The organism is Sphingobium sp. KCTC 72723 (assembly GCF_014280435.1).
In the GTDB taxonomy this organism is placed as follows: Bacteria; Pseudomonadota; Alphaproteobacteria; order Sphingomonadales; family Sphingomonadaceae; genus Sphingobium.
This window is the reverse complement of sequence record NZ_CP060388.1, coordinates 954,822-972,980: the sequence shown is the minus strand read 5'-3', so window position 1 is coordinate 972,980 and position 18,159 is coordinate 954,822. Positions and strand designations below refer to the sequence as shown.

Sequence of the window (18,159 nt, the reverse complement as noted above, 5' to 3'; positions counted from 1 at the left end):
GCGGTCGCCGCCTTTTGGCATGTCCGGCGCGAATCGAATCGATGGATTCGACCTGTCATTTCAATTACATATTTATGACAGTATGAAGAAAAAATCATAAGACGTTGATTAGACTGTGATATAAATCCTTTTTCTCCCTTCCCGGCGCTATTGCCCAACTGTCATCACAGTGAAATAATAGAGACTATAGTAAGAAGTTTTTTTGGAGAAAAATCATGTCGAAGGTCGCTCTCATATTGGGTGTTGCGCTGGTTTCGCTCGCGCCTGCGAGCGCCTTCGCATCGGAACGGCTGGTCGAGGTCGGGCTGCCCGATGGTCGCCTTGCCTCGGCGGCGCTGAAAGCCGGCGAGTTTGATCGGGCCGCGACAAGGCTGACCGTGGTGCGCCCCGATGCCGCCAATGATCCGGCCCGCCTCATCAACCTGGGCAATGCCTATGTCGGGCTGGGCCGTATGGCCGATGCGCGCGCCGCCTATCAGAGCGCGCGTTATGCCCCCGATATCATGCTGGTAACTGCCGATGGCGGCGAAGCATCGTCGCGTGACATTGCGCGCCGTGCGCTCAGTCGTCTGGAAATGCGCTACGCCGCACGCTGAACGGGTCGCACCGGGTCAGAGACAAAGGGCATCGTCCATCCGGGCGATGCCCTTTGTCATATATGTGCAACCAATGTCATATTATTGTCATTTATAAGTCGTCGTTTCGTCATGAAAACGGCACGGCCATGTCATTGGAGGCTCCTATCTGCCGCTCCTGAGGGCGACAGGGGGCGTTGTCCGAGTCGGTTTCCCCTGCGCTTCGCACTGCAACAAACCCGGTGTTGACCGGAGCGGAGACGACATGGCCGAGAATAACCGTATTCACACGATCCTGATGGCGGGCTGCGCCTGCGCGGCGCTGAGCGCTTGCGGCGCGGACGATATCGCGTCGCCGGGCGAAGGCACCATCGTCATTCCCGCGCCGACGCCAACCCCCACGCCTACGCCGACCCCCACGCCGACCCCGACCCCCACGTCGGTAACCCCGGCCGCCAGCTGCCCCACTATTTCGGGCGCTGACCAGCTGACCGACCTTGGCACCATTTCGGATGGCACCAACACCTGGCGCAACTGCGCCTTCCCGGCGCGTTTCAACAGCACCACGGCGATCGCCAAGGTGGCTGGCGTCATCTATTCGATGCCCGGTCGCGTCGATGTCGGCACCGATCAGGGCGCGGCAAGCACGAACAATGTCGTGACGCTGACGATCGATCCGGGCGTGAACATCTTTGCCGGCACCGGCAACACGTTCCTGGCCGTCAATCGCGGCAATCGCATCAATGCTGTCGGAACCGCGACTCAGCCGATCGTCTTCACCAGCCGCGAAAACGTGCTTGGCACCGCGACCGACCAGTCGTCGGGCCAGTGGGGCGGCATCGTGCTGCTGGGCCGTGGCCGGATCACCGATTGCCAGGCACCTGCCGCAGCGCCCGGCACCACGGCGTGCGAGCGTGACACCGAAGGCGCGAGCAACGCCCTTTATGGTGGCGCGAACGACGCCGACAATTCGGGCCGCATGTCCTATGTGCAGATCCGCTATTCCGGCTTCGTCCTGTCGGGTTCGAGCGAATTGCAGGGTCTGACCCCGTCGGGCGTCGGCACCGGCACCACGCTGGACCATATCCAGGTCCATAACAGTTCGGACGATGCCATCGAAATCTTCGGTGGTTCGGTTCACCCGCGCTACATCGTGACCACGGGCGTCGAGGACGACAATCTGGACACCGACGTCGGCTATCGCGGCACGATCCAATATGTCATCAGCGCCCATCGTTCGGGCAACGACATTGGCGACAGTTTCATGGAAACCGACTCCAACGGTGGGTCGGCTGCCAATAACGGCGTCGACGCCCTGCCGCGTCAGTTCGTCAAGGTCGCCAACTTCACCTTCATCGGTCGTTCGACCACCGGCAGCAACGGCGCTTCGATGCTGCTGCGCGGCGGTGCGGACCTGACGCTGGTGAACGGCCTGATCGTCAGCCCGACCCAGAGCTGCCTGCGCATCGACGCCGCCGCCACCGTGCGCGACGCCGACACCGCGTTGCAGGACGCTGGCAAGCCACGCTACATCTCGGTCGCGATGCAGTGCAGCGCCACGCCCTATAAGGGCAACACCGGCGTGACCGCCGATGTGGTGAAGTCGATCTTCGAAGCTGGCCCGAACGCCACGATCACCTACACCCCGTCGCTGACGTCGCTGTTCATCAACGGTGCTACCGAAACCGCGCTGGTTGCGACCGACCCCAAGACGGTCGACAGCAACTTCACCACGACCAACTATGTCGGCGCGGTCAAGGACAGCAGCGACACCTGGTATGCTGGCTGGACCTGCAACTCGGTGACCGCCAGCTTTGGCACCACCAGCAAGAATTGCACGGCGATCCCGACGACCTGATCGGACCCACGACCTCAACAGGGGCGGGGGAGCGTAGTTATTCGCTCCCCCGCCTTCTTTGCACTGAATTTCCCAAAGGGGGACACCTAGCATGTCGAAGCCGCTCAGCCTGGCGCGCCTGCTCCTGATTTCCACCGCCCTGGTCGCACCTGTCGCCATGGCGCAATCCAATCCCGGCACCTCGACAGGTGACGCGGGCATGACCACGACCCCCAGCGCCGCCGACGAGGCCGCTGCGCAAGAGGGCAATGTCGACGTGTCGATCCCCGGCGCGGACATCATCGTCACCGGCCGCCGCACGACCAACGTGTCGCAGTCCGCGCCCGAAGTCGTCAACGTCCTGTCCGCCGCCGACATCAAGCGCACGGGCGAAGGCGACATTGCAGGGTCGCTCCAGCGCGTGACCGGCCTGTCGGTCGTGTCGGGCGGGTTCGTCTATGTCCGTGGCCTTGGCGATCGTTACTCGCTCGCGCTGCTGAACGGTTCGCCGCTGCCCAGCCCTGAGCCGTTGAAGCGCGTCGTGCCGCTGGACCTGTTCCCGACCAGCGTGATTGCTTCGACGCTGGTGCAAAAGAGCTTTTCCGCCAACTTCCCCGGTGAATTTGGCGGCGGCGTCATCAACCTGACGACCAAGGCGATTCCGACCGAGAGCTATCTGGAAGTCGGCTTCGGCAGCTCTGCCAACACCGAAACGTCGGGCCAGCTGGGCTATACCCATTATGGCAGCAAGTCCGACTGGACCGGCTTTGACGATGGTTCGCGCGATGTGCCGCCGCTGCTGCAAAACGCGATCGACAGCGGGACGCCCTTCCCTAACATGGCGCGCGCGGACCTGCGCAACATCGCCATGCAGTTCCTCAATTCCGACACGTCGGTGGTGCAGCGCACCAACAGCCTGCCGTTCAATTTTTCCGGTTCGATCAATGCAGGCACGGCGACCGACATCGGCAGCGACGGACGTTTGGGCGTCATCGCCACGGCGTCCTACAGCAACAAGTGGCGCACCCGCGACACGTTGCAGCAGGCGTCGCTGGACGTGGCGGCAGGGGCCGGCAAGAATACGCAGCAGATCAGCACCGACAATGAAATGACGGTCAACGGCCTGCTGGGCGTGGGCCTTGAGCTGGGCGACCAGAAGCTGCGCTGGACCAACCTGTATATCCGCGACACGCTGAAGCGCAGCGCGCTGTCGATCGGGCAGAATGACGGCCAGATTCAGGGCGCGGACTATATGACGCAAAATACCGCCTGGTATGAGCGTCAGTTGATCGACACCCAGCTGGTCGGCGAGTTCAAGCTGAACGATGCGCTGAGCCTGGACCTGCGCGGTGCCTATGCCAAGTCGCAGCGTGAAGCGCCCTACGAGCGCGATTTCGTCTATGTCCGCACCAACCGCGCACTGGCCGAAGATCCGGTCGGCGATCGCTTCATCAACGCCCTTAATCGCCAGCGCGGCGATGCGTCGGTGACGTTCAGCGACCTGAACGAAGACCTGTGGTCGTCGGGCATCGACCTCAGCTACAAGATCGCACCGGCCTTCACCGTGACGGCAGGCTATGCCTTCACCGACACGAAGCGGACATCGTCGCGTTACGAGCTGCATTTCGATGCGACCAACCTGCCGATCCCGGTGCAGCAGTTGCGCCCCGACTATCTGTTGTCGGATGCGTCGGTGCAGCTGTACGACATCAGCCTGCTGGAATTTTCGGGCAATTATCCAGTTTATGATGCGGCTCTGCGGGTCCATGCGGGCTATGGCCAGGTGCAGGCGGAATTGTTCCCCGGCCTGTCGTTCAATGCTGGCGTGCGCTACGAAAAGGGTGTGCAGTCAGTTACCGGCGTGGATGTTTACAGCACGGGCGTGACCCCGTTCAACGAAATCCGCAAGGATTACTGGCTGCCCGCCGTCACGTTGACGTTCGAAGCGGCCAAGGGCGTGCAGTTCCGCGCCAGCGCGTCCAAGACGATTGCTCGCCCGCAGTTCCGCGAGCTGATTGCCCAGCCCTATCTCGACACCGATTCCAACCGTTTCTATCGCGGCAACCCCTATTTGCAGGATAGCCAGCTGTGGAACGCGGAGGTCCGCGCCGAATGGTATATGGGCAAGGATGAGCGGCTGATCGCGGCAGGTTTCTACAAGAAGATCGAAAATCCGATCGAAACCTATACCACGATCACCGACACCTATGCCGTGACGACCAGCTTTGCCAATGCGCCCGAAGCGACGCTCTATGGTTTCGAGCTGGAAGCGCAGAAATATGTGCCGCTTTACGGGCTGGGCGATGAACCGTTCTTCGAGAACCGCCGCATCGCGCTGATCGGCAACTATACCTATACCCAGTCCAAGCTGAAGGTGCAGGCAGGCGACACGACCACGCCCTATACCTACACCACCGGCGACCTGCCTGCCGCATCCGACTATTTCCTGAACGGCGTGCCGTTGACGGGCCAGTCGGACCATCTGCTCAATCTGCAACTGGGGTTGGAAGATACCGATCGCCTGTCGCAGCAGACATTGTTGCTGACCTATGCCAGCGACCGGGTGACCAGTCGTGGGCCAAACCTGCAACCCGACATCAAGGAAAAGCCGGGCGTGCAACTGGACTTCGTGGCGCGTCAGGCGGTCAAGCTGCCCGGCGGGATCAACAGCGAAGTGAAGCTTGAAGCGCGCAACATTCTGGGCCGCAAGTTCCAGGAGTTCCAGCAGGCGGGCGATAACAAGGTGTTCTATAACCGCTACAAGATCGGCACGACCATCGCTGCGTCGATGACCGTAGCCTTCTGATGCCAATGGGGCCGCGTTCGCGCGGTCCCGTTGATGGCGTAACAAGACCGGGCCGTTTCGTGCGGGCCGGTCTTTTTTTCGTTCTCGCCGTTGCGGAAGAAGAAAGGGGGATCCCAGCCTTCGCTGGGATGACGGGGTGTGGGGATGACGGGGTGGTGAAAGTGCTGGCCTAGCCCCAGGGGCGTTCGCGATACCATTTGGTGATGACATGCTTGACGCCGCTGCGCACCTTCATGCCGTGGTGCAGGCTGGCGGGGTTGGGCTGGCCATCTGTGTTGCGGTTGTTCCAGGCGAGCAGCTTGCCGCTTTGCGGCTGCACCGTCTTGCCGATTTTGGGGAAGCGAGTGGCGCCGCCTGCCGCCGGTTCGTTCAGATAGACCATGAGCGTCCAGGTGCGGTTGCCCGCGACTTCGCAATATTTGGCAAAGTCTGCGCCCTTGGGGTCGAAATAGTCCGTGTGCGCCTTGAATTCCTGACCCACATCATAGCGCTGGCCCTGGATCGGTTCGCCATGCAGCGGGGCGATGCCAGCGAAGGTGGCGAGGCGGGCGTCGATTGCCGCCACGAACGGATCGTCATGGTCGAGGTCGCAGGTTTCGCTGGTGCGGAAATAGCCGTCGCCATTGGCGTCCGCGATGGTCGAGGGGCGGCGGTGTGCGTCGATCCGTTCGATCAGCGCGGCACATTCGTCCGCCGACAGGAAATCGCGCTGGATGAACAGGGTGAGGTCGCGGCTCGGCACGCGCTGAATGCGCGGATGCGTGCCGATCCATGCGGGGTCGCCATCGGATGCGACGGGGGGATTTTGCGCCGTCATGATGGGCCGTTGCTATCGCCCGGCCCGGCAAATGCAAGTGGGACGCGCGTGATAAAGGCGGTGTAATATATCGGTCACATAAGTGTCATTTTTGAGTAAGACAAAATCCCTAGCAGACGACTGGAACAGTCGGGGGCTTGGGTCATATCATGCGGGTGCCGTTTGGGCAGATTATGCGCGGCAGGGGCAACCGCAAGGGCGCGTTCGACGCGCTGCGCCTGGCTGAACACGGACTGCTCGCTGTGCTGGCGCTGCAACTGGTGCGGCTGATGTGGGTGATTGTCGCGCCCGTGGGCAGCTTTGGCCCGTGGGAAGGACGGCAGGCGCAAATCCTGTCGCCGACTGCGCGACAGGCCTTGTTTGCCAGTTTCGATCCCTTTTTCCGCAGCGGCGCGCCCGCCCAGCCGGGCAATGCCGTCGTCACATCGCTGGCGCTGACGCTTTATGGCATCCGCCTGAACGAAGGATCCGGGCAGGGCAGCGCGATCATCGCGTCGCCTGACGGGGTGCAGAACAGCTTTGCCGTGGGGGATGAAATCCTGCCCGGAGTGGTGCTGAAATCGGTGGCGTTCGATCATGTGACGATCGACCGGGGCGGGGCCGAGGAGCAGATTTTCATCGACCAGTCGACGCCCGCGCCCGACGCTGCGCCAGCGCCCGCCGACAATGCCGGATGGCAGAGCGCTGCGCCGCCGCCGCCCGCTGCGCCCGGTGGCGGGACTGGCCCGACCGCCGACAGCCTGAAACGCGACATCGGCTTTGCGCCCCGGATGCAGAATGGCCGGGTCACGGGCCTGGTCGTCAGCGCGAAGGGACCGGGATTTGCCAGCGCGGGCTTTCGCCCCGGCGACATCGTGACGCAGGTGAACGGCCAGCCGCTGGGCGACCTGCAAGCATTGCAAAACCAGATCGCGCCCGGAGCGCGCCTGTCCCTGACCGTGGAGCGTGGCGCTGCCGTCGCCTCCGTCAACCTGATCGTGCAAGGCCAATGACCAGACATTTCCTCCATCTTTCCGCTGCGCTTGCTCTTGTGCTGGCGGTTCCCGTTCATGCGCAACAGACGCTCAACGTGCGGGACGCGGACATTCGCGCCTTCATTCAGGATGCGGCGCGGGTGACGGGGCGCACCTTCATCATCGACAACAAGGTGCAGGGGAAAGTGTCGGTCGTGACCGACCGGCCGCTGTCGCGATCCGAATATTTCGAGATCGTGCTGTCCACCCTGCGCGCCAACGGGCTGGTCGCGGTGCCGGCGCCGGGCGGCGCCTATCGCATCCAGCCCGCCGATGGTGCGGCGGGGCAGCCAAGCGCGGTGGGCCGGGCGAGCAATCGCAACAGTTTCGTGACGGAGGTGTTCCGCTTGCGGTCGATCGATGCGGCGAGCGCGCTGGAAACGCTGCGGCCTTTGGTCAGCAAGGAAGGGTCGGTCACGGCCAACCGCGCGGGCAACAGTGTGGTGGTGGCGGACTATGCCGACAATATAGCACGCATTCGTCAGGTGATTGCGCGGATCGACCGGGACACGTCGGCGACGCAGATGGTGATGCTGAAAAATGCGGGCGCGCGGGAAATTGCGACGTCGTTGCAGGCATTGGTCGCGGGCGGGGGCGCAGGGGAAAATGCTTCGCCGTCCGCCGCGACGGTGGTGCCGATCGACAGCAGCAATGCGGTGGCGATCCGGGGCGATGGGGCAACCGTCGCGCGTCTGGTGGCGATGGCGCGGCAGTTGGACCAACAGGCGGCGAGCGGCACCGAAATACGGGTTTACTGGCTGGAACATGCGGACGCGGAAAAATTGCTGCCGGTGTTGCAGCAACTGGTCGGGCAATCGACCAGCCAGCCGGTGAGCGCATCCACGCCAGCGGCGGGCGGTGCGGCTCCAGCGAGCGCGGCGGCGGCCCCGGTTGCGGCGGTGTCATCCTCCTCCGGTGGCAGCGGCATTTCGACGCGCGGCCCGGCGATCGTCACCCGTTATGAGGGCGCGAACGCGATCATCGTGGCGGCTAATAATGATGTGCAGCGGATGCTGGGCGAAACGATCCGCCAGATCGACACGCGGCGCGAACAGGTGCTGGTCGAAGCGATCATCGTGGAAATCAGCGATGCGGCGGCCAAGAAGCTGGGCGTGCAATTCCTGCTGGGCAGCACGTCGACTGGCTTTGCCGCGACCAATTATTCCAACGCTTCGCCCAATCTGCTGACGCTTGCGGGTGCCTATGGTGCGACTCAGCTTGGCACGACCAAGACGACGGTGGTGGCGGCGGACGGCAGCACGACGACGACCGAGACGCAGACCAATGGCGAGTTGGCCAGCACATTGCAGCAGGCCGCGATCAGCAGCCTGACCAGCGCGACCGGGATCATCGGCGGGCTGGGGACGCAGATCGGCAAGAACGGGATTTTCGGGGCGATCATCAATGCCGTGAAATCCGACACGGAAAGCAATTTGCTGTCCACGCCGTCGGTGATGACGCTGGATAACCAGAAGGCGTCGATATTGGTGGGCCAGCAGGTGCCGGTTACGACGGGCGAGGCGCTGAGCCAGAATTTCGACAATCAGTTTCGCACGGTCCAGCGGCAGGACGTTGGCATCAAGCTGGAGGTGAAGCCGCAGATCAACACTGGCGGCGCAATCAAGCTGTTCCTGCGGCAGGAAGTGTCGAGCGTGGCCGGGCCGGTGAGCAATAGCAGCAGCGACCTCATCATCAACAAGCGCGAGATCGAAACGACGGTCACGGTGGACGATGGCGAGATTTTGGCGCTGGGCGGATTGCTGGACGATAATGAGCGCAAGACGATCGAGCGGATACCGTTGTTGAGCGATATTCCTGGGCTGGGCGAATTGTTCAAATCGCGCAGCCGCAGCCGGACCAAGACCAACCTGATGGTGTTCATCCGCCCGACGATATTGCGGTCGAAGGAAGATGCGCAGCGGTTGACGCAGCAGCGCTATGGCTATGTCCGCGACATGCAGTTGCAGCGCAATCCCGACATGGAGCCGACCATCGACGAGTTGGTCCGCGACTATATGGGCGCAACCCCGCCGGTCGCGGCGCAACCCAGCGATACGGTGGTGCAGCCGGGTGTCCGACAGGTGATCGAGCCGGTGGTGCGTCAGTCGAGCCGTGTGGTGCGGCCAGTGGATGTGCCGCCCAGTGGAGAGCGCAAGTGAGCGACGAAACACTGGCGGTTCCCGCCCCCCCTCGCCCCATCGACATACCCTATGGCTTCGCGCGCAAGCATGGCGTGGTGATGCTCCCGATCGAGGGCGAGCGGTTGACGATTGCGGTGCGCGAGGGGAGCGATCCGCGCGTGTTGCTGGAAGTGCGGCGGCATCTGGCGCGCAGTTTCGATGTGCTGTTCGTGGAACCGACGCAGTTCGACCGGCATCTGTCGAACCATTATGCGATGGAGGGCAGCGCGGCTGCGATGGCGGGATCGCTCGAAGTGGGCGCGGACGAGCTGGATATTCTTGCCGCCGATATTCCGACTGCCGACGATCTGCTCGACAGTGCGGACGATGCGCCTGCGATCCGCCTGATCAACGGCATCATCGCCGAAGCGGCGCGGCAGGGCGTGTCTGACATCCATATCGAACCCTATGAGACGGGTCTGGTCGTGCGGATGCGGATCGACGGCGTGCTGCGCGAAACGCTGCGGATGCCGCCGCATGTCGCGCCGGTGGTGGTCAGCCGAGTCAAGGTGATGGCGCGGCTGGACATTGCCGAACGGCGCGTGCCGCAGGACGGGCGCATCGGCCTGACGTTGGGGGGCAAGCTGCTCGACGTGCGTGTTTCCACTCTGCCCAGCCGGGCGGGGGAGCGGGTAGTGCTGCGTATCCTGGACAAGGAAAATGCGGGCATCACGCTCGACCTGTTGGGGATGACCGGCGTGCCGGACCGGATTTTCCGCGAGGGCTTAAGCGAACCCAATGGCATCATTCTGGTCACCGGGCCGACCGGATCGGGCAAGACGACGACGCTTTATGCGGGCCTGCGGCAGTTGAACGACGGGTCGCGCAACATACTGACGGTCGAGGATCCGGTCGAATATGCGATGGAGGGTGTGGGCCAGACGCAGGTCAATGCCAAGGTCGGGCTGACCTTTGCGGCGGGGCTGCGCGCGATATTGCGGCAGGATCCCGACGTGGTGATGATCGGCGAAATTCGCGATCGCGAGACGGCGGAAATTGCGGTGCAGGCGTCGCTGACCGGGCATCTGGTGCTGTCCACGGTGCATACCAATGATGCGGTGGGCGCGATCACGCGGATGCGCGACATGCGGGTCGAGCCGTTCCTGCTGGCGTCCACATTGCGCGCGGTGATCGCGCAGCGGCTGGTGCGGCGGCTCTGCCAGAGTTGCCGCGAGCCGGTGCAGGCGGACAAGTCGGCCAGTGCGCTGCTGGGCTTCGACCCCGGCACGATCATCTACCGCGCGCGCGGGTGCGATGCGTGCAGTGGCACGGGATATAAGGGGCGGATCGGCGTGTTCGAGGCGATCCGGGTCGATGATACCATCCGCCGCCTGATCAACGATGGTGGCGACGAATCGCTGATTGCGCGGCACGCTTTCCTCAATGCGCCCAATCTGGGTTCTGCCGCCCGCGCGCTGGTGCGGGACGGGCAGACGACGGCGGAAGAAGCGATCCGGGTGTCGCGGCGCGATTCAGTCGAGGCGGAAACGATCGCCGATGGCTGATTTCGATTATGTCGCGATCGACCCGGCGGGCAAGGAGCGCACGGGTCGGGTCAAGGCGGACGCAATAGAGGATGCGCGGACGAAGCTGGACGCGCGCAAGCTGTTCATCGTCGCGCTGACGCCGGGCGCGGTGGAAAGCGCGCGCAAGCGGGCGGGCATGGCGCTGCGTTCGCCCCGCCTCAGCCCCAAGGAATTGACGCTGTTCACGCGGCAACTGGCGACGCTGACGCAGGTCAGTCCGCTGGAGGAATCGTTGCGGACCATTGGGCGGCAGAGCGAGCAGGATCATGTCCGTGCCATCGTCGGCACGGTGCATTCAGGCGTGATGGAAGGGCGGCGGCTGGCCGATGCGCTGGGCGCGGAGCCGAAAAGCTTTCCGCCGCTCTATCGCGCGATGATTTCGGCGGGTGAGAGTTCGGGCAGCCTGCCCACGATCATGGAGCGCCTGTCCGACCTGATGGAGCGGCAGGCGATCATGCGATCGAAGGTGCTGACGGCGATTGCCTATCCATCGGTGCTGGCGACATTCGCGGTGTTCGTGGTCGCGGCGCTGATGATCTTCGTCGTGCCAAAGGTGGTCGAGCAGTTCGATACGGTGGGGCAGGCATTGCCGTTGCTGACGCGGATCGTGATGGGCGTGTCGGCCTTTCTGGCGGCTTACTGGTGGTTGCTGTTGATCCTTATCGTGCTGGGCGGGGTCGGCTTCTGGCGGGCGATGAAGAATGAGCGGTTCCGCTATCGCTTCGACGCGACGCTGCTGGGCCTGCCGGTGCTGGGCAAGCTGATCCGCGACCTGCACGCGGCGCGGATGGCGCGGACGCTATCGACCATGGTGGCCAGCCGCCTGCCATTGATGGAGGGGCTGACGCTGACCGCCAATACGGTTCACAACCGGGTGCTGCGCCGGGCGTCGGACGAGATTGTCGAGGCGATTCGGGGCGGAGGCAGCCTGTCGGCAGCGCTGCGCCGGGCGGGCGTGTTTCCGCCGCTGCTGGTCTATCTGGCGGCCAGCGGGGAAAGTGCCGGGCGGCTCGACACCATGCTGGAGCGGGCGGCGGATTATCTGGAGCGGGAGTTCGACGCCTTCACCTCCACCGCGCTCGCCATGCTGGAACCGATCATCATCATACTGATGGGCGGCATCGTTGCCGTCATCATCCTGTCCATCCTGCTGCCCATTTTGCAGCTGCAAAGCCTGACCGGGGCTTGAAGGAGTTGAATATGAAGCATTTCCTTGGCCGTCATCCCAGCGAAAGCTGGGATCTCACTGTTCTGCTCCATCCTGTGGCGCTGCTGAAGAAGAAGCGGGATCCCCGCTTTCGCGGAGATGACGAGTGTGGGGAGAGGCGTTCCGCCGAACACGGCTTCACGCTGGTCGAACTGATGGTCGTCATCGTCATCATCGGCCTGCTGGCGACGATCGTGGCGATCAATGTCATTCCCGCGACCGATACGGCGCGGGTGGAGAAGGCCAAGGCCGACATTGCGACGATCGAACAGGCGCTGGAGCAATATCGGCTCGACAATCTGACCTATCCGGCCGGGTCCGATGGCTTGCTGGCGCTGCTCAATCCGCCTGCATCGTTGGCGCAGCCGCAGCGTTACCGGCGTGGCGGCTATGTCAAGAAGCTGCCCGACGATCCGTGGGGCCGGGCCTATGTCTACACCGTGCCGGGGCGCAAGGGCGCGTTCGACATCAGTTCGCTGGGCGCGGACGGCCAGCCGGGCGGGGAAGCGGAAAATGCGGATATATTCTCCAGCGAGATTTGATCCTGCGTCGCAAGCGGGATTCACGTCTTTGGGGCGTTCCGCCGAACACGGCTTCACGCTTATTGAACTGATGGTCGTGCTGACGATCATCGGTTTCATTTCGGCTGCCGTGGTGCTGGCTATCCCCGATCCGCGCGGGCGCGTGATCGAGGATGCCGACCGCTTTGCCGCGCGCGTGGCCGCCGCGCGCGACGAAGCGGTCGTGACCGCCGCGCCGATGGGGCTGTGGGTGTCCGCATCGGGCTATGGCTTTCAGCGGCGCGAGAGTGGGCAATGGGTGCCGCTTGAGGACAAGCCGTTCGTCACCGCCAACTGGAAGGGTGGCACCCGCGCGCTGGTGGGCAAGGATGGGCGGCAACAGATCGCCTTCGACGGCACTGGCCTGCCGACCGATCCGCTGACCGTGACACTGGCGCGCGAGGGCGAGCGGGTGTCGGTGCGCGTCGACATGGCGGGGAAGGTCATGGTCGGTGGGTAGGAAGCGGGTTCAGTGTGGTCCCGCGCAGGCGGGCAAGTCGATGCCCGAACTGGACTGGGTTCCCGCCTGCGCGGGAACACGGTGTGGTGTAAATGAGCGCGGCTTCACGTCTTTGGGGCGTTCCGCCGAACACGGCTTCACTTTGCTCGAAATGCTGGTCGCGCTGGCGGTGTTCAGCCTGGCGGCGTTGGCGCTGGTGCGGTTGCAGGGGGTGACGTTGCGGACCGCCGCCGACCTGAACAGCAAGGCGCTGGGCCAGATCGTCGCGCGCAATTTGATGGTGGAGGTGCAGAGCGATCCGTTGCCGCCGTCCGCCGGGCAGGAAGATGGCGAAGTGGACAATGGCGGGCGGCGCTGGCGATGGCATCGCGTGGTGAAGTCGACCGACGACCAGCGTCTGTTGCAGGTGGACCTGACCGTCGATGGCCAGCCGGGCGCGTCGCCGGTGGTGCTGAGTTTCGTGCGGGTGGTGGCGTGATGCGTGACGAGCGCGGCTTCACGCCTTTGGAGCGTTCCGCCCAACAGGGCTTCACGCTGATCGAACTGCTCGTCGCGCTGATGATCTTTGCGATGCTGGCGGGGGCGGGGGTGTTGTTGCTGGGCAATAGCGTGTCGGCGCAGGCGCAGGTCAAGGCGCGGCTGAATGATATGGCTGCGATCCAGCGGGCAGGCGGCGCGATCGGTGGCGATCTGGGGCAGGCGGTGGCGCGGATCACGCGCACCGAAAGCGGCACGCTGGCCCCGGCCTTCTGGGCCGATCCGCAGGGCGAGGGCCAGCCGGTGATGCAGTTGGTGCGCGGGGGATGGGACAATCTGGGCGATTTGCCGCGTCCTTCGCTGCAAAAAATCGAATATTGGGTGCGGCAGGGGCGGTTGGAGCGGCGCAGCTATGCGCAGTTGGACGGTGCAGCGGGCGAGGAACCCGCCGCGCTGCTGGAACATGTCGAGGCTGTGACGCTGCGCTTTCGCGATGCAGAGGGGAAGTGGCGGGAAGCATGGACGCCGAGCCAGCCCGACCTGCTGCCCCGCGCCGTCGAAATGACACTGACCCGCACGGGCGAACCGCCGGTGATGCTGCGCTTTCTGGTCGCGCCAGGGCCGGTCGAAAAGCCGATCGTCGAAGGGGCGCCCGATGCCTGATCCACGCAAAAAGGGTGAATGCGGGGCCGCGTTGCTGACCGTATTGCTGCTGGTGGCGGTGATGGCGGTGGTGGCCGCGACGGCGCTGGAGCGGGTGGCGCTGGCCACGCGGATGACCGGCAATGGCGGCGCGATCGACCAGGCGCGCGCCTATGCGGACGCTGCGACGCAGGTGGCGCGGTTGCGGATCGGCGATCTGGTGGCGGCCAATCCGGCGCGCATCACGCTGGCGGGCGGATGGCTGGGCGCGCCGCAGAGCATCCCGGTGCCGGGCGGGGTTGCGACCGCGAGGGTGATCGACGGGGGCAATTGTTTCAATTTGAACAGCGTGGTCAGCGGGGAAAGCGAGGCCAGCCTGAAGGTGCGCCCGGCAGGTGTCGCGCAGTTTCAGGGATTGTTGCAGGCGCTGGGCGTCGATGCGCGCGCGGCGCAGGGGGCTTCCGCTGGGCTGGCCGACTGGGTCGACAGCGACGCCGTGCCGCAGCCGGGTGGGGCGGAGGATGAAACTTATGCGCAGGCGCAGCGGCCCTATCGCGCGGCCAACCGGATGATGGTGGATGCGTCGGAGTTGCGCGCGGTCAATGGCATTACACCGGCCATCTATGATCTGGCGCGGCCATGGGTGTGCGCGTTGCCGGTGACTGACCTGTCGCCGATCAACATCAACACATTGCTGCCCGATCAGGCACCCTTGTTCGCCATGCTGTTGCCGGGGCAATTGAGCGTGGCGCAGGCGCGGCAATTGCTGGCGCAGCGGCCGACGGACGGCTACGGCAGCACGGTGCAATTCTGGGCGCTGCCCTCGCTGGCCGGCCTGTCGCCGATGGCGGAGGTGGCCGAACAGGTCAAATTGACGACAGGATTTTTCGAAGTGGACGTGTTGGTGAATGTCGGGGGAACGCAGCTGGTGGAGCGCGCGCTGATCGATGCGCGGGAGGCACCGGCCAAGCTGGTGCGGCGCAGTTGGGGGGCGGGCGCATGAGCAGTCGCGATGCCCTGATCGTATTTTTATCGCAGGAGGGCGATGGGCCGCCACGCTGGATGCGGGTGGTGGATGGTGCGCTGACGCAGGCGGGCGAAGGCGCGAACTGGCTGGCGGCGTGCGGGCTTGCGGCCTTGCCCGATGCGGCGCGGGTGATGATCGTGCCACCCGCTGCGCAAGTGGCGCTGCACTGGATCGCGCATCCTGACCTGCCCGTGCGGCAGGGGCGGGCGGCGGCGCGGCTGGCGGTGCTGGCGGGCGGGATTGCCCTGTCGGATCAGTTGTTTGCCGTGACGGACGAGAATGACGATCCGGCCCGACCCCATGTGGTGGCTCTGACGGCGCGGACCGACATGCAGCAATGGTTGTTATGGGCGCAGCATCATGGGCTGGACCCGGACCTGATCGTGCCTGCGCCATTGTTGTTGCCACAACCGGAGAGCGGTTTTGCGCGTGGCGTCATCGGCGATGGCGTGGTGCTGCGCGGCGTGGACATGGCGTTGAGCGGCGACATGGCGTTGCCCGTGCTGATCGGTGACGCGGCAGTCGCGGACGTGCAGACGGGCGTGATCGAGGGGCGGGCGATCGCTGCGCTCGATGCGCCGCCGATCGACCTGCGGCAGGGGGATTTCGCCAAGCGGGTGCGCCGCGCGATCGACCAGCGTGCGCTGGGCCGGATCGCGGTTTGGAGTGGTTTGATCCTGCTGGTGGGTTTGCTGGTTTCGCTGGTCGGCATCGGCAAAAACCATGCCGAGGCCAGCCGTCTGGATACGCAAAGCCTGATGCTGGCGCAACAGGTGCTGCCGGGCGCGAGCGATGCGGCGCAGGCGCTGGGCGAGATGGAGGGGCAGTTGGCGGCGCGGGGCGCCGGCGGACGGGCCTTTACCGCGCCGGTTGCAGCCGTGATGGCGGCGATGCAGGATGCGCCGGGGGTGGCGCTGACGTCCTTGTCGCGCGACCCGGACGGGATGTTGCGCGCGACGCTGGCGGCGGCGAAGGCGGATGACATCAATGCGGTGCTGCTGGCGTTGCAGGCGGCGGGCTTCACGATCACGGCCACGCCATCGCAGGATGCGGGCGGGCGGACGCTGGCAGATATTACGGTGCGGTCATGATGGAACGGATGAAAGCGGCCTGGGCGGAGCGATCCAGCCGCGAACAGTGGATGCTGGGCGTGATGTTCGCATTGTTGGGCGCGGTCGTGCTGTGGTTCGGCATCGTCGTGCCGATCGACCGGGCGCAACGCGCGTCGCGGGACGATCTGATCGCCGCGACCGATCGCAATGCGGCGGTGCGCGCGGCGGTGAAGCAGCTCAAGAATCTGCCGCGCAATGGCGCCAGCGCTGGTCCCGTCACGCCGATCGACCAGTTTGTCGGCCAGAGCGCGGGCGAGGCCGGGCTGACGCTGGAACGGGCGCAGGCGCAGGGCAGTGACCGGATGGACGTGGCGATAGCGTCGGTGCGCCCGGTGGCGTTGTTTTCATGGATCGCGGCATTGGAGGGGCAGGGTGTGCGCGTCGAAACGATGAGCGCGCGGCCCGCTGCGACGGCGGGCAGCCTGTCGGTGCAGGCGGTGCTGGTGCGGGGAAACCAGCCATGATGGGGCTTATTCTTTCGCGCCGGGCGCGGATTGCGTTGCTGGTGGTGCTGTTGCTGGGCTTCATTCTGTTCCTGCCGATGTGTGTGGCGCTGGGGCTGGTCGGGCTGGAGCGTTTGGGCGTGGCGGCGCGCGATGTGCGCGGCACGGTGTGGAGTGGGCGGATCGACCAGTTGATGCTGGGCGACATGCCGATGGGCAGCGTGCGGGCGGGGCTATCCCCCGTTTCGCTACTCATGGCGCGGGCGCGGTTCGACATTGCGCGCAAGGCGGGGCTGGCCGACGACATTAGCGGGGCGCTGACCGTCGGGTTCGGGCGGATCGGCGTGGACGATGTGACCGGAGCGGTGCCGCTGGGCCGCAGCTTCGCGCCGTTGCCGATCGCCAGTCTGGACATGGAGGATGTGACGGCCTGGTTCGCCAGCGACCATTGCGGCCATGGCGAAGGGCGGGTCCGGGCGCGGATGGCGGGGCAGTTTCCGGGGCTGAACCTGGCGCAGGGATTGTCCGGCACCGTGGCGTGCGATGGCGATGCGATATTGCTGCTGCTGGTGAGCCAGTCGGGCATGGAGAAGATCGCGCTGCGCCTGTGGCGATCGGGCCGGTATAGCGCGGAAATGCGCGTGGAAACAGCTGACCCGACCCTGGCGGCAGCGCTGGGCCGGTCGGGCTTTGCGACCGTCGGCAATGCGCAGGTTCTCAAGGTCGAAGGCACGTTGTGATTCAGCCTGTGATGGTGCTGCTCGGCGGGGTTGCGGGCGCGATTCTGGGCAGTTTTCTCGCTACGCTGATCCTGCGCTGGCCACAGGGGCGCGGTGTGGCGCGGGGCCGGTCCGCCTGTGACGGATGCGGGCGGGTGCTGGGTGCGCGCGCCCTCATCCCTTTGTTCAGCGCGCTAGTGCAGCGCGGCCGATGCCGGACCTGCGGCGCGGCGATCGACCCGCTGCATGGCCGGGTGGAAGCGGGTTGCGCACTGATCGGCGCGCTGGCGATCGGGGGGATGCCCGATCTGGGCGGGATCGGATGGGCGGTGCTGGGCTGGATGCTGCTGACGCTGGCAGTGCTGGACTGGCGCCATTTCTGGTTGCCCGATGCGCTGACTCTGCCGCTGGCCTTTCTAGGCCTGACGTTGGGCATGTGGGCGACCGATGTCGTGCTGATCGACCGGATCGTCGGGGCGGCGGTGGGTTATGGCGCGTTGCTGGCGATTGCGATCGGCTATCGTGCGCTGCGCGGGCGTGACGGGCTGGGGCTGGGCGACGCGAAGTTGCTGGGCGCGCTTGGGGCGTGGTGCGGGTGGCAGGCGCTGCCGTTCATCTTGCTGATTGCGGCAGTTGCGGGGTTGATCGTCATGCTGGTGACGGGCCGGGTCAGGGACCGGATGGCGCGTGTACCGCTCGGCACGTTCCTGGCGCTGGCGGCGGTGCCGGGATGGATGGCTGTGGTGCGCATCATTTGA

Annotated in this window: 17 protein-coding genes; 16 read left to right on the top strand and 1 reads right to left on the bottom strand. The window is 65.0% G+C overall.

Features of this window, described 5'->3' with window-relative positions:
- Window positions 1-215: 215 nt before the first annotated feature.
- From SPBM01_RS04880 to SPBM01_RS04870, 3 genes are all read left to right on the top strand, one after another.
- Window positions 216-596: a tetratricopeptide repeat protein gene (locus tag SPBM01_RS04880; RefSeq protein WP_188064260.1), complete on the top strand. Its 381-nt coding sequence runs from the start codon at window positions 216-218 to the stop codon at window positions 594-596.
- A 244-nt stretch (window positions 597-840) separates the two neighbouring features.
- Window positions 841-2,433, top strand: a complete 1,593-nt coding sequence (locus SPBM01_RS04875; protein ID WP_188064259.1) for a hypothetical protein — start codon at window positions 841-843, stop codon at window positions 2,431-2,433.
- 91 nt (window positions 2,434-2,524) lie between these two features.
- Window positions 2,525-5,218, top strand: a complete 2,694-nt coding sequence (locus tag SPBM01_RS04870; protein ID WP_188064258.1) for a TonB-dependent receptor domain-containing protein — start codon at window positions 2,525-2,527, stop codon at window positions 5,216-5,218.
- Between the two features lie 169 nt (window positions 5,219-5,387).
- On the opposite strand, the gene SPBM01_RS04865 is transcribed toward SPBM01_RS04870, so the two are convergent.
- Window positions 5,388-6,035: a prolyl hydroxylase family protein gene (locus tag SPBM01_RS04865; RefSeq protein ID WP_188064257.1), complete on the bottom strand. Its 648-nt coding sequence runs from the start codon at window positions 6,033-6,035 to the stop codon at window positions 5,388-5,390.
- A gap of 149 nt (window positions 6,036-6,184) precedes the next feature.
- On the opposite strand from SPBM01_RS04865, the gene SPBM01_RS04860 reads away from it, so the two are divergent.
- From SPBM01_RS04860 to SPBM01_RS04800, 13 genes are all read left to right on the top strand, one after another.
- A complete protein-coding gene (locus SPBM01_RS04860; protein WP_188064256.1) occupies window positions 6,185-7,027 on the top strand; it encodes a type II secretion system protein N in 843 nt (280 codons plus the stop codon).
- Window positions 7,024-9,207: a type II secretion system secretin GspD gene (gene gspD, locus SPBM01_RS04855; protein ID WP_188064255.1), complete on the top strand. Its 2,184-nt coding sequence runs from the start codon at window positions 7,024-7,026 to the stop codon at window positions 9,205-9,207. Before SPBM01_RS04860 ends, gspD begins: the two co-directional genes overlap by 4 nt.
- The gene (gene gspE / locus SPBM01_RS04850) at window positions 9,204-10,733 is read left to right on the top strand and encodes a type II secretion system ATPase GspE (protein WP_188064254.1); all 1,530 of its coding nucleotides are present in this window, start codon (window positions 9,204-9,206) and stop codon (window positions 10,731-10,733) included. The genes gspD and gspE overlap by 4 nt, the downstream gene beginning before the upstream one ends.
- Window positions 10,726-11,943, top strand: coding sequence for a type II secretion system inner membrane protein GspF (gene gspF, locus SPBM01_RS04845; RefSeq protein WP_188064253.1), 1,218 nt, complete (start codon window positions 10,726-10,728; stop codon window positions 11,941-11,943). Before gspE ends, gspF begins: the two co-directional genes overlap by 8 nt.
- A gap of 11 nt (window positions 11,944-11,954) precedes the next feature.
- Window positions 11,955-12,503 carry a type II secretion system major pseudopilin GspG gene (gene gspG, locus SPBM01_RS04840; RefSeq protein WP_316725373.1) on the top strand — a complete coding sequence of 183 codons (549 nt, stop codon included), beginning with the start codon at window positions 11,955-11,957 and terminating at the stop codon, window positions 12,501-12,503.
- A 70-nt stretch (window positions 12,504-12,573) separates the two neighbouring features.
- On the top strand, window positions 12,574-12,981 hold the full coding sequence (locus SPBM01_RS04835; protein WP_262504411.1) for a GspH/FimT family pseudopilin: 408 nt from the start codon (window positions 12,574-12,576) through the stop codon (window positions 12,979-12,981).
- A 151-nt stretch (window positions 12,982-13,132) separates the two neighbouring features.
- Window positions 13,133-13,459 (top strand): type II secretion system minor pseudopilin GspI, encoded by a 327-nt coding sequence (gene gspI, locus SPBM01_RS04830; RefSeq protein ID WP_262504410.1) that lies wholly within the window; start codon window positions 13,133-13,135, stop codon window positions 13,457-13,459.
- On the top strand, window positions 13,459-14,121 hold the full coding sequence (gene gspJ / locus SPBM01_RS04825) for a type II secretion system minor pseudopilin GspJ (protein ID WP_188064251.1): 663 nt from the start codon (window positions 13,459-13,461) through the stop codon (window positions 14,119-14,121). Before gspI ends, gspJ begins: the two co-directional genes overlap by 1 nt.
- Entirely contained in the window at window positions 14,114-15,103 is a 990-nt protein-coding gene (gene gspK, locus SPBM01_RS04820) for a type II secretion system minor pseudopilin GspK (RefSeq protein ID WP_188064250.1), read from the top strand. The genes gspJ and gspK overlap by 8 nt, the downstream gene beginning before the upstream one ends.
- Window positions 15,100-16,218: a type II secretion system protein GspL gene (gene gspL, locus SPBM01_RS04815; RefSeq protein ID WP_188064249.1), complete on the top strand. Its 1,119-nt coding sequence runs from the start codon at window positions 15,100-15,102 to the stop codon at window positions 16,216-16,218. Before gspK ends, gspL begins: the two co-directional genes overlap by 4 nt.
- Window positions 16,215-16,703 carry a type II secretion system protein GspM gene (gspM, locus tag SPBM01_RS04810; protein ID WP_188064248.1) on the top strand — a complete coding sequence of 163 codons (489 nt, stop codon included), beginning with the start codon at window positions 16,215-16,217 and terminating at the stop codon, window positions 16,701-16,703. The genes gspL and gspM overlap by 4 nt, the downstream gene beginning before the upstream one ends.
- The gene (gspN, locus tag SPBM01_RS04805) at window positions 16,700-17,422 is read left to right on the top strand and encodes a type II secretion system protein N (RefSeq protein WP_188064247.1); all 723 of its coding nucleotides are present in this window, start codon (window positions 16,700-16,702) and stop codon (window positions 17,420-17,422) included. The genes gspM and gspN overlap by 4 nt, the downstream gene beginning before the upstream one ends.
- On the top strand, window positions 17,419-18,159 hold the full coding sequence (locus SPBM01_RS04800; RefSeq protein ID WP_410483024.1) for a prepilin peptidase: 741 nt from the start codon (window positions 17,419-17,421) through the stop codon (window positions 18,157-18,159). The genes gspN and SPBM01_RS04800 overlap by 4 nt, the downstream gene beginning before the upstream one ends.

Coding starts and splice junctions, on each gene's coding strand:
- SPBM01_RS04880 (WP_188064260.1), top strand. CDS start 216: ATGTCGAAGGTCGCTCTCATATTGGGTGTTGCGCTGGTTTCGCTCGCG.
- gspG (WP_316725373.1), top strand. CDS start 11,955: ATGAAGCATTTCCTTGGCCGTCATCCCAGCGAAAGCTGGGATCTCACT.
- gspJ (WP_188064251.1), top strand. CDS start 13,459: ATGCGTGACGAGCGCGGCTTCACGCCTTTGGAGCGTTCCGCCCAACAG.
- gspD (WP_188064255.1), top strand. CDS start 7,024: ATGACCAGACATTTCCTCCATCTTTCCGCTGCGCTTGCTCTTGTGCTG.
- gspN (WP_188064247.1), top strand. CDS start 16,700: ATGATGGGGCTTATTCTTTCGCGCCGGGCGCGGATTGCGTTGCTGGTG.
- SPBM01_RS04835 (WP_262504411.1), top strand. CDS start 12,574: ATGGTCGTGCTGACGATCATCGGTTTCATTTCGGCTGCCGTGGTGCTG.
- SPBM01_RS04875 (WP_188064259.1), top strand. CDS start 841: ATGGCCGAGAATAACCGTATTCACACGATCCTGATGGCGGGCTGCGCC.
- gspK (WP_188064250.1), top strand. CDS start 14,114: ATGCCTGATCCACGCAAAAAGGGTGAATGCGGGGCCGCGTTGCTGACC.
- SPBM01_RS04870 (WP_188064258.1), top strand. CDS start 2,525: ATGTCGAAGCCGCTCAGCCTGGCGCGCCTGCTCCTGATTTCCACCGCC.
- gspI (WP_262504410.1), top strand. CDS start 13,133: ATGCTGGTCGCGCTGGCGGTGTTCAGCCTGGCGGCGTTGGCGCTGGTG.
- gspF (WP_188064253.1), top strand. CDS start 10,726: ATGGCTGATTTCGATTATGTCGCGATCGACCCGGCGGGCAAGGAGCGC.
- SPBM01_RS04860 (WP_188064256.1), top strand. CDS start 6,185: ATGCGGGTGCCGTTTGGGCAGATTATGCGCGGCAGGGGCAACCGCAAG.
- SPBM01_RS04865 (WP_188064257.1), bottom strand. CDS start 6,035: ATGACGGCGCAAAATCCCCCCGTCGCATCCGATGGCGACCCCGCATGG.
- gspL (WP_188064249.1), top strand. CDS start 15,100: ATGAGCAGTCGCGATGCCCTGATCGTATTTTTATCGCAGGAGGGCGAT.
- gspM (WP_188064248.1), top strand. CDS start 16,215: ATGATGGAACGGATGAAAGCGGCCTGGGCGGAGCGATCCAGCCGCGAA.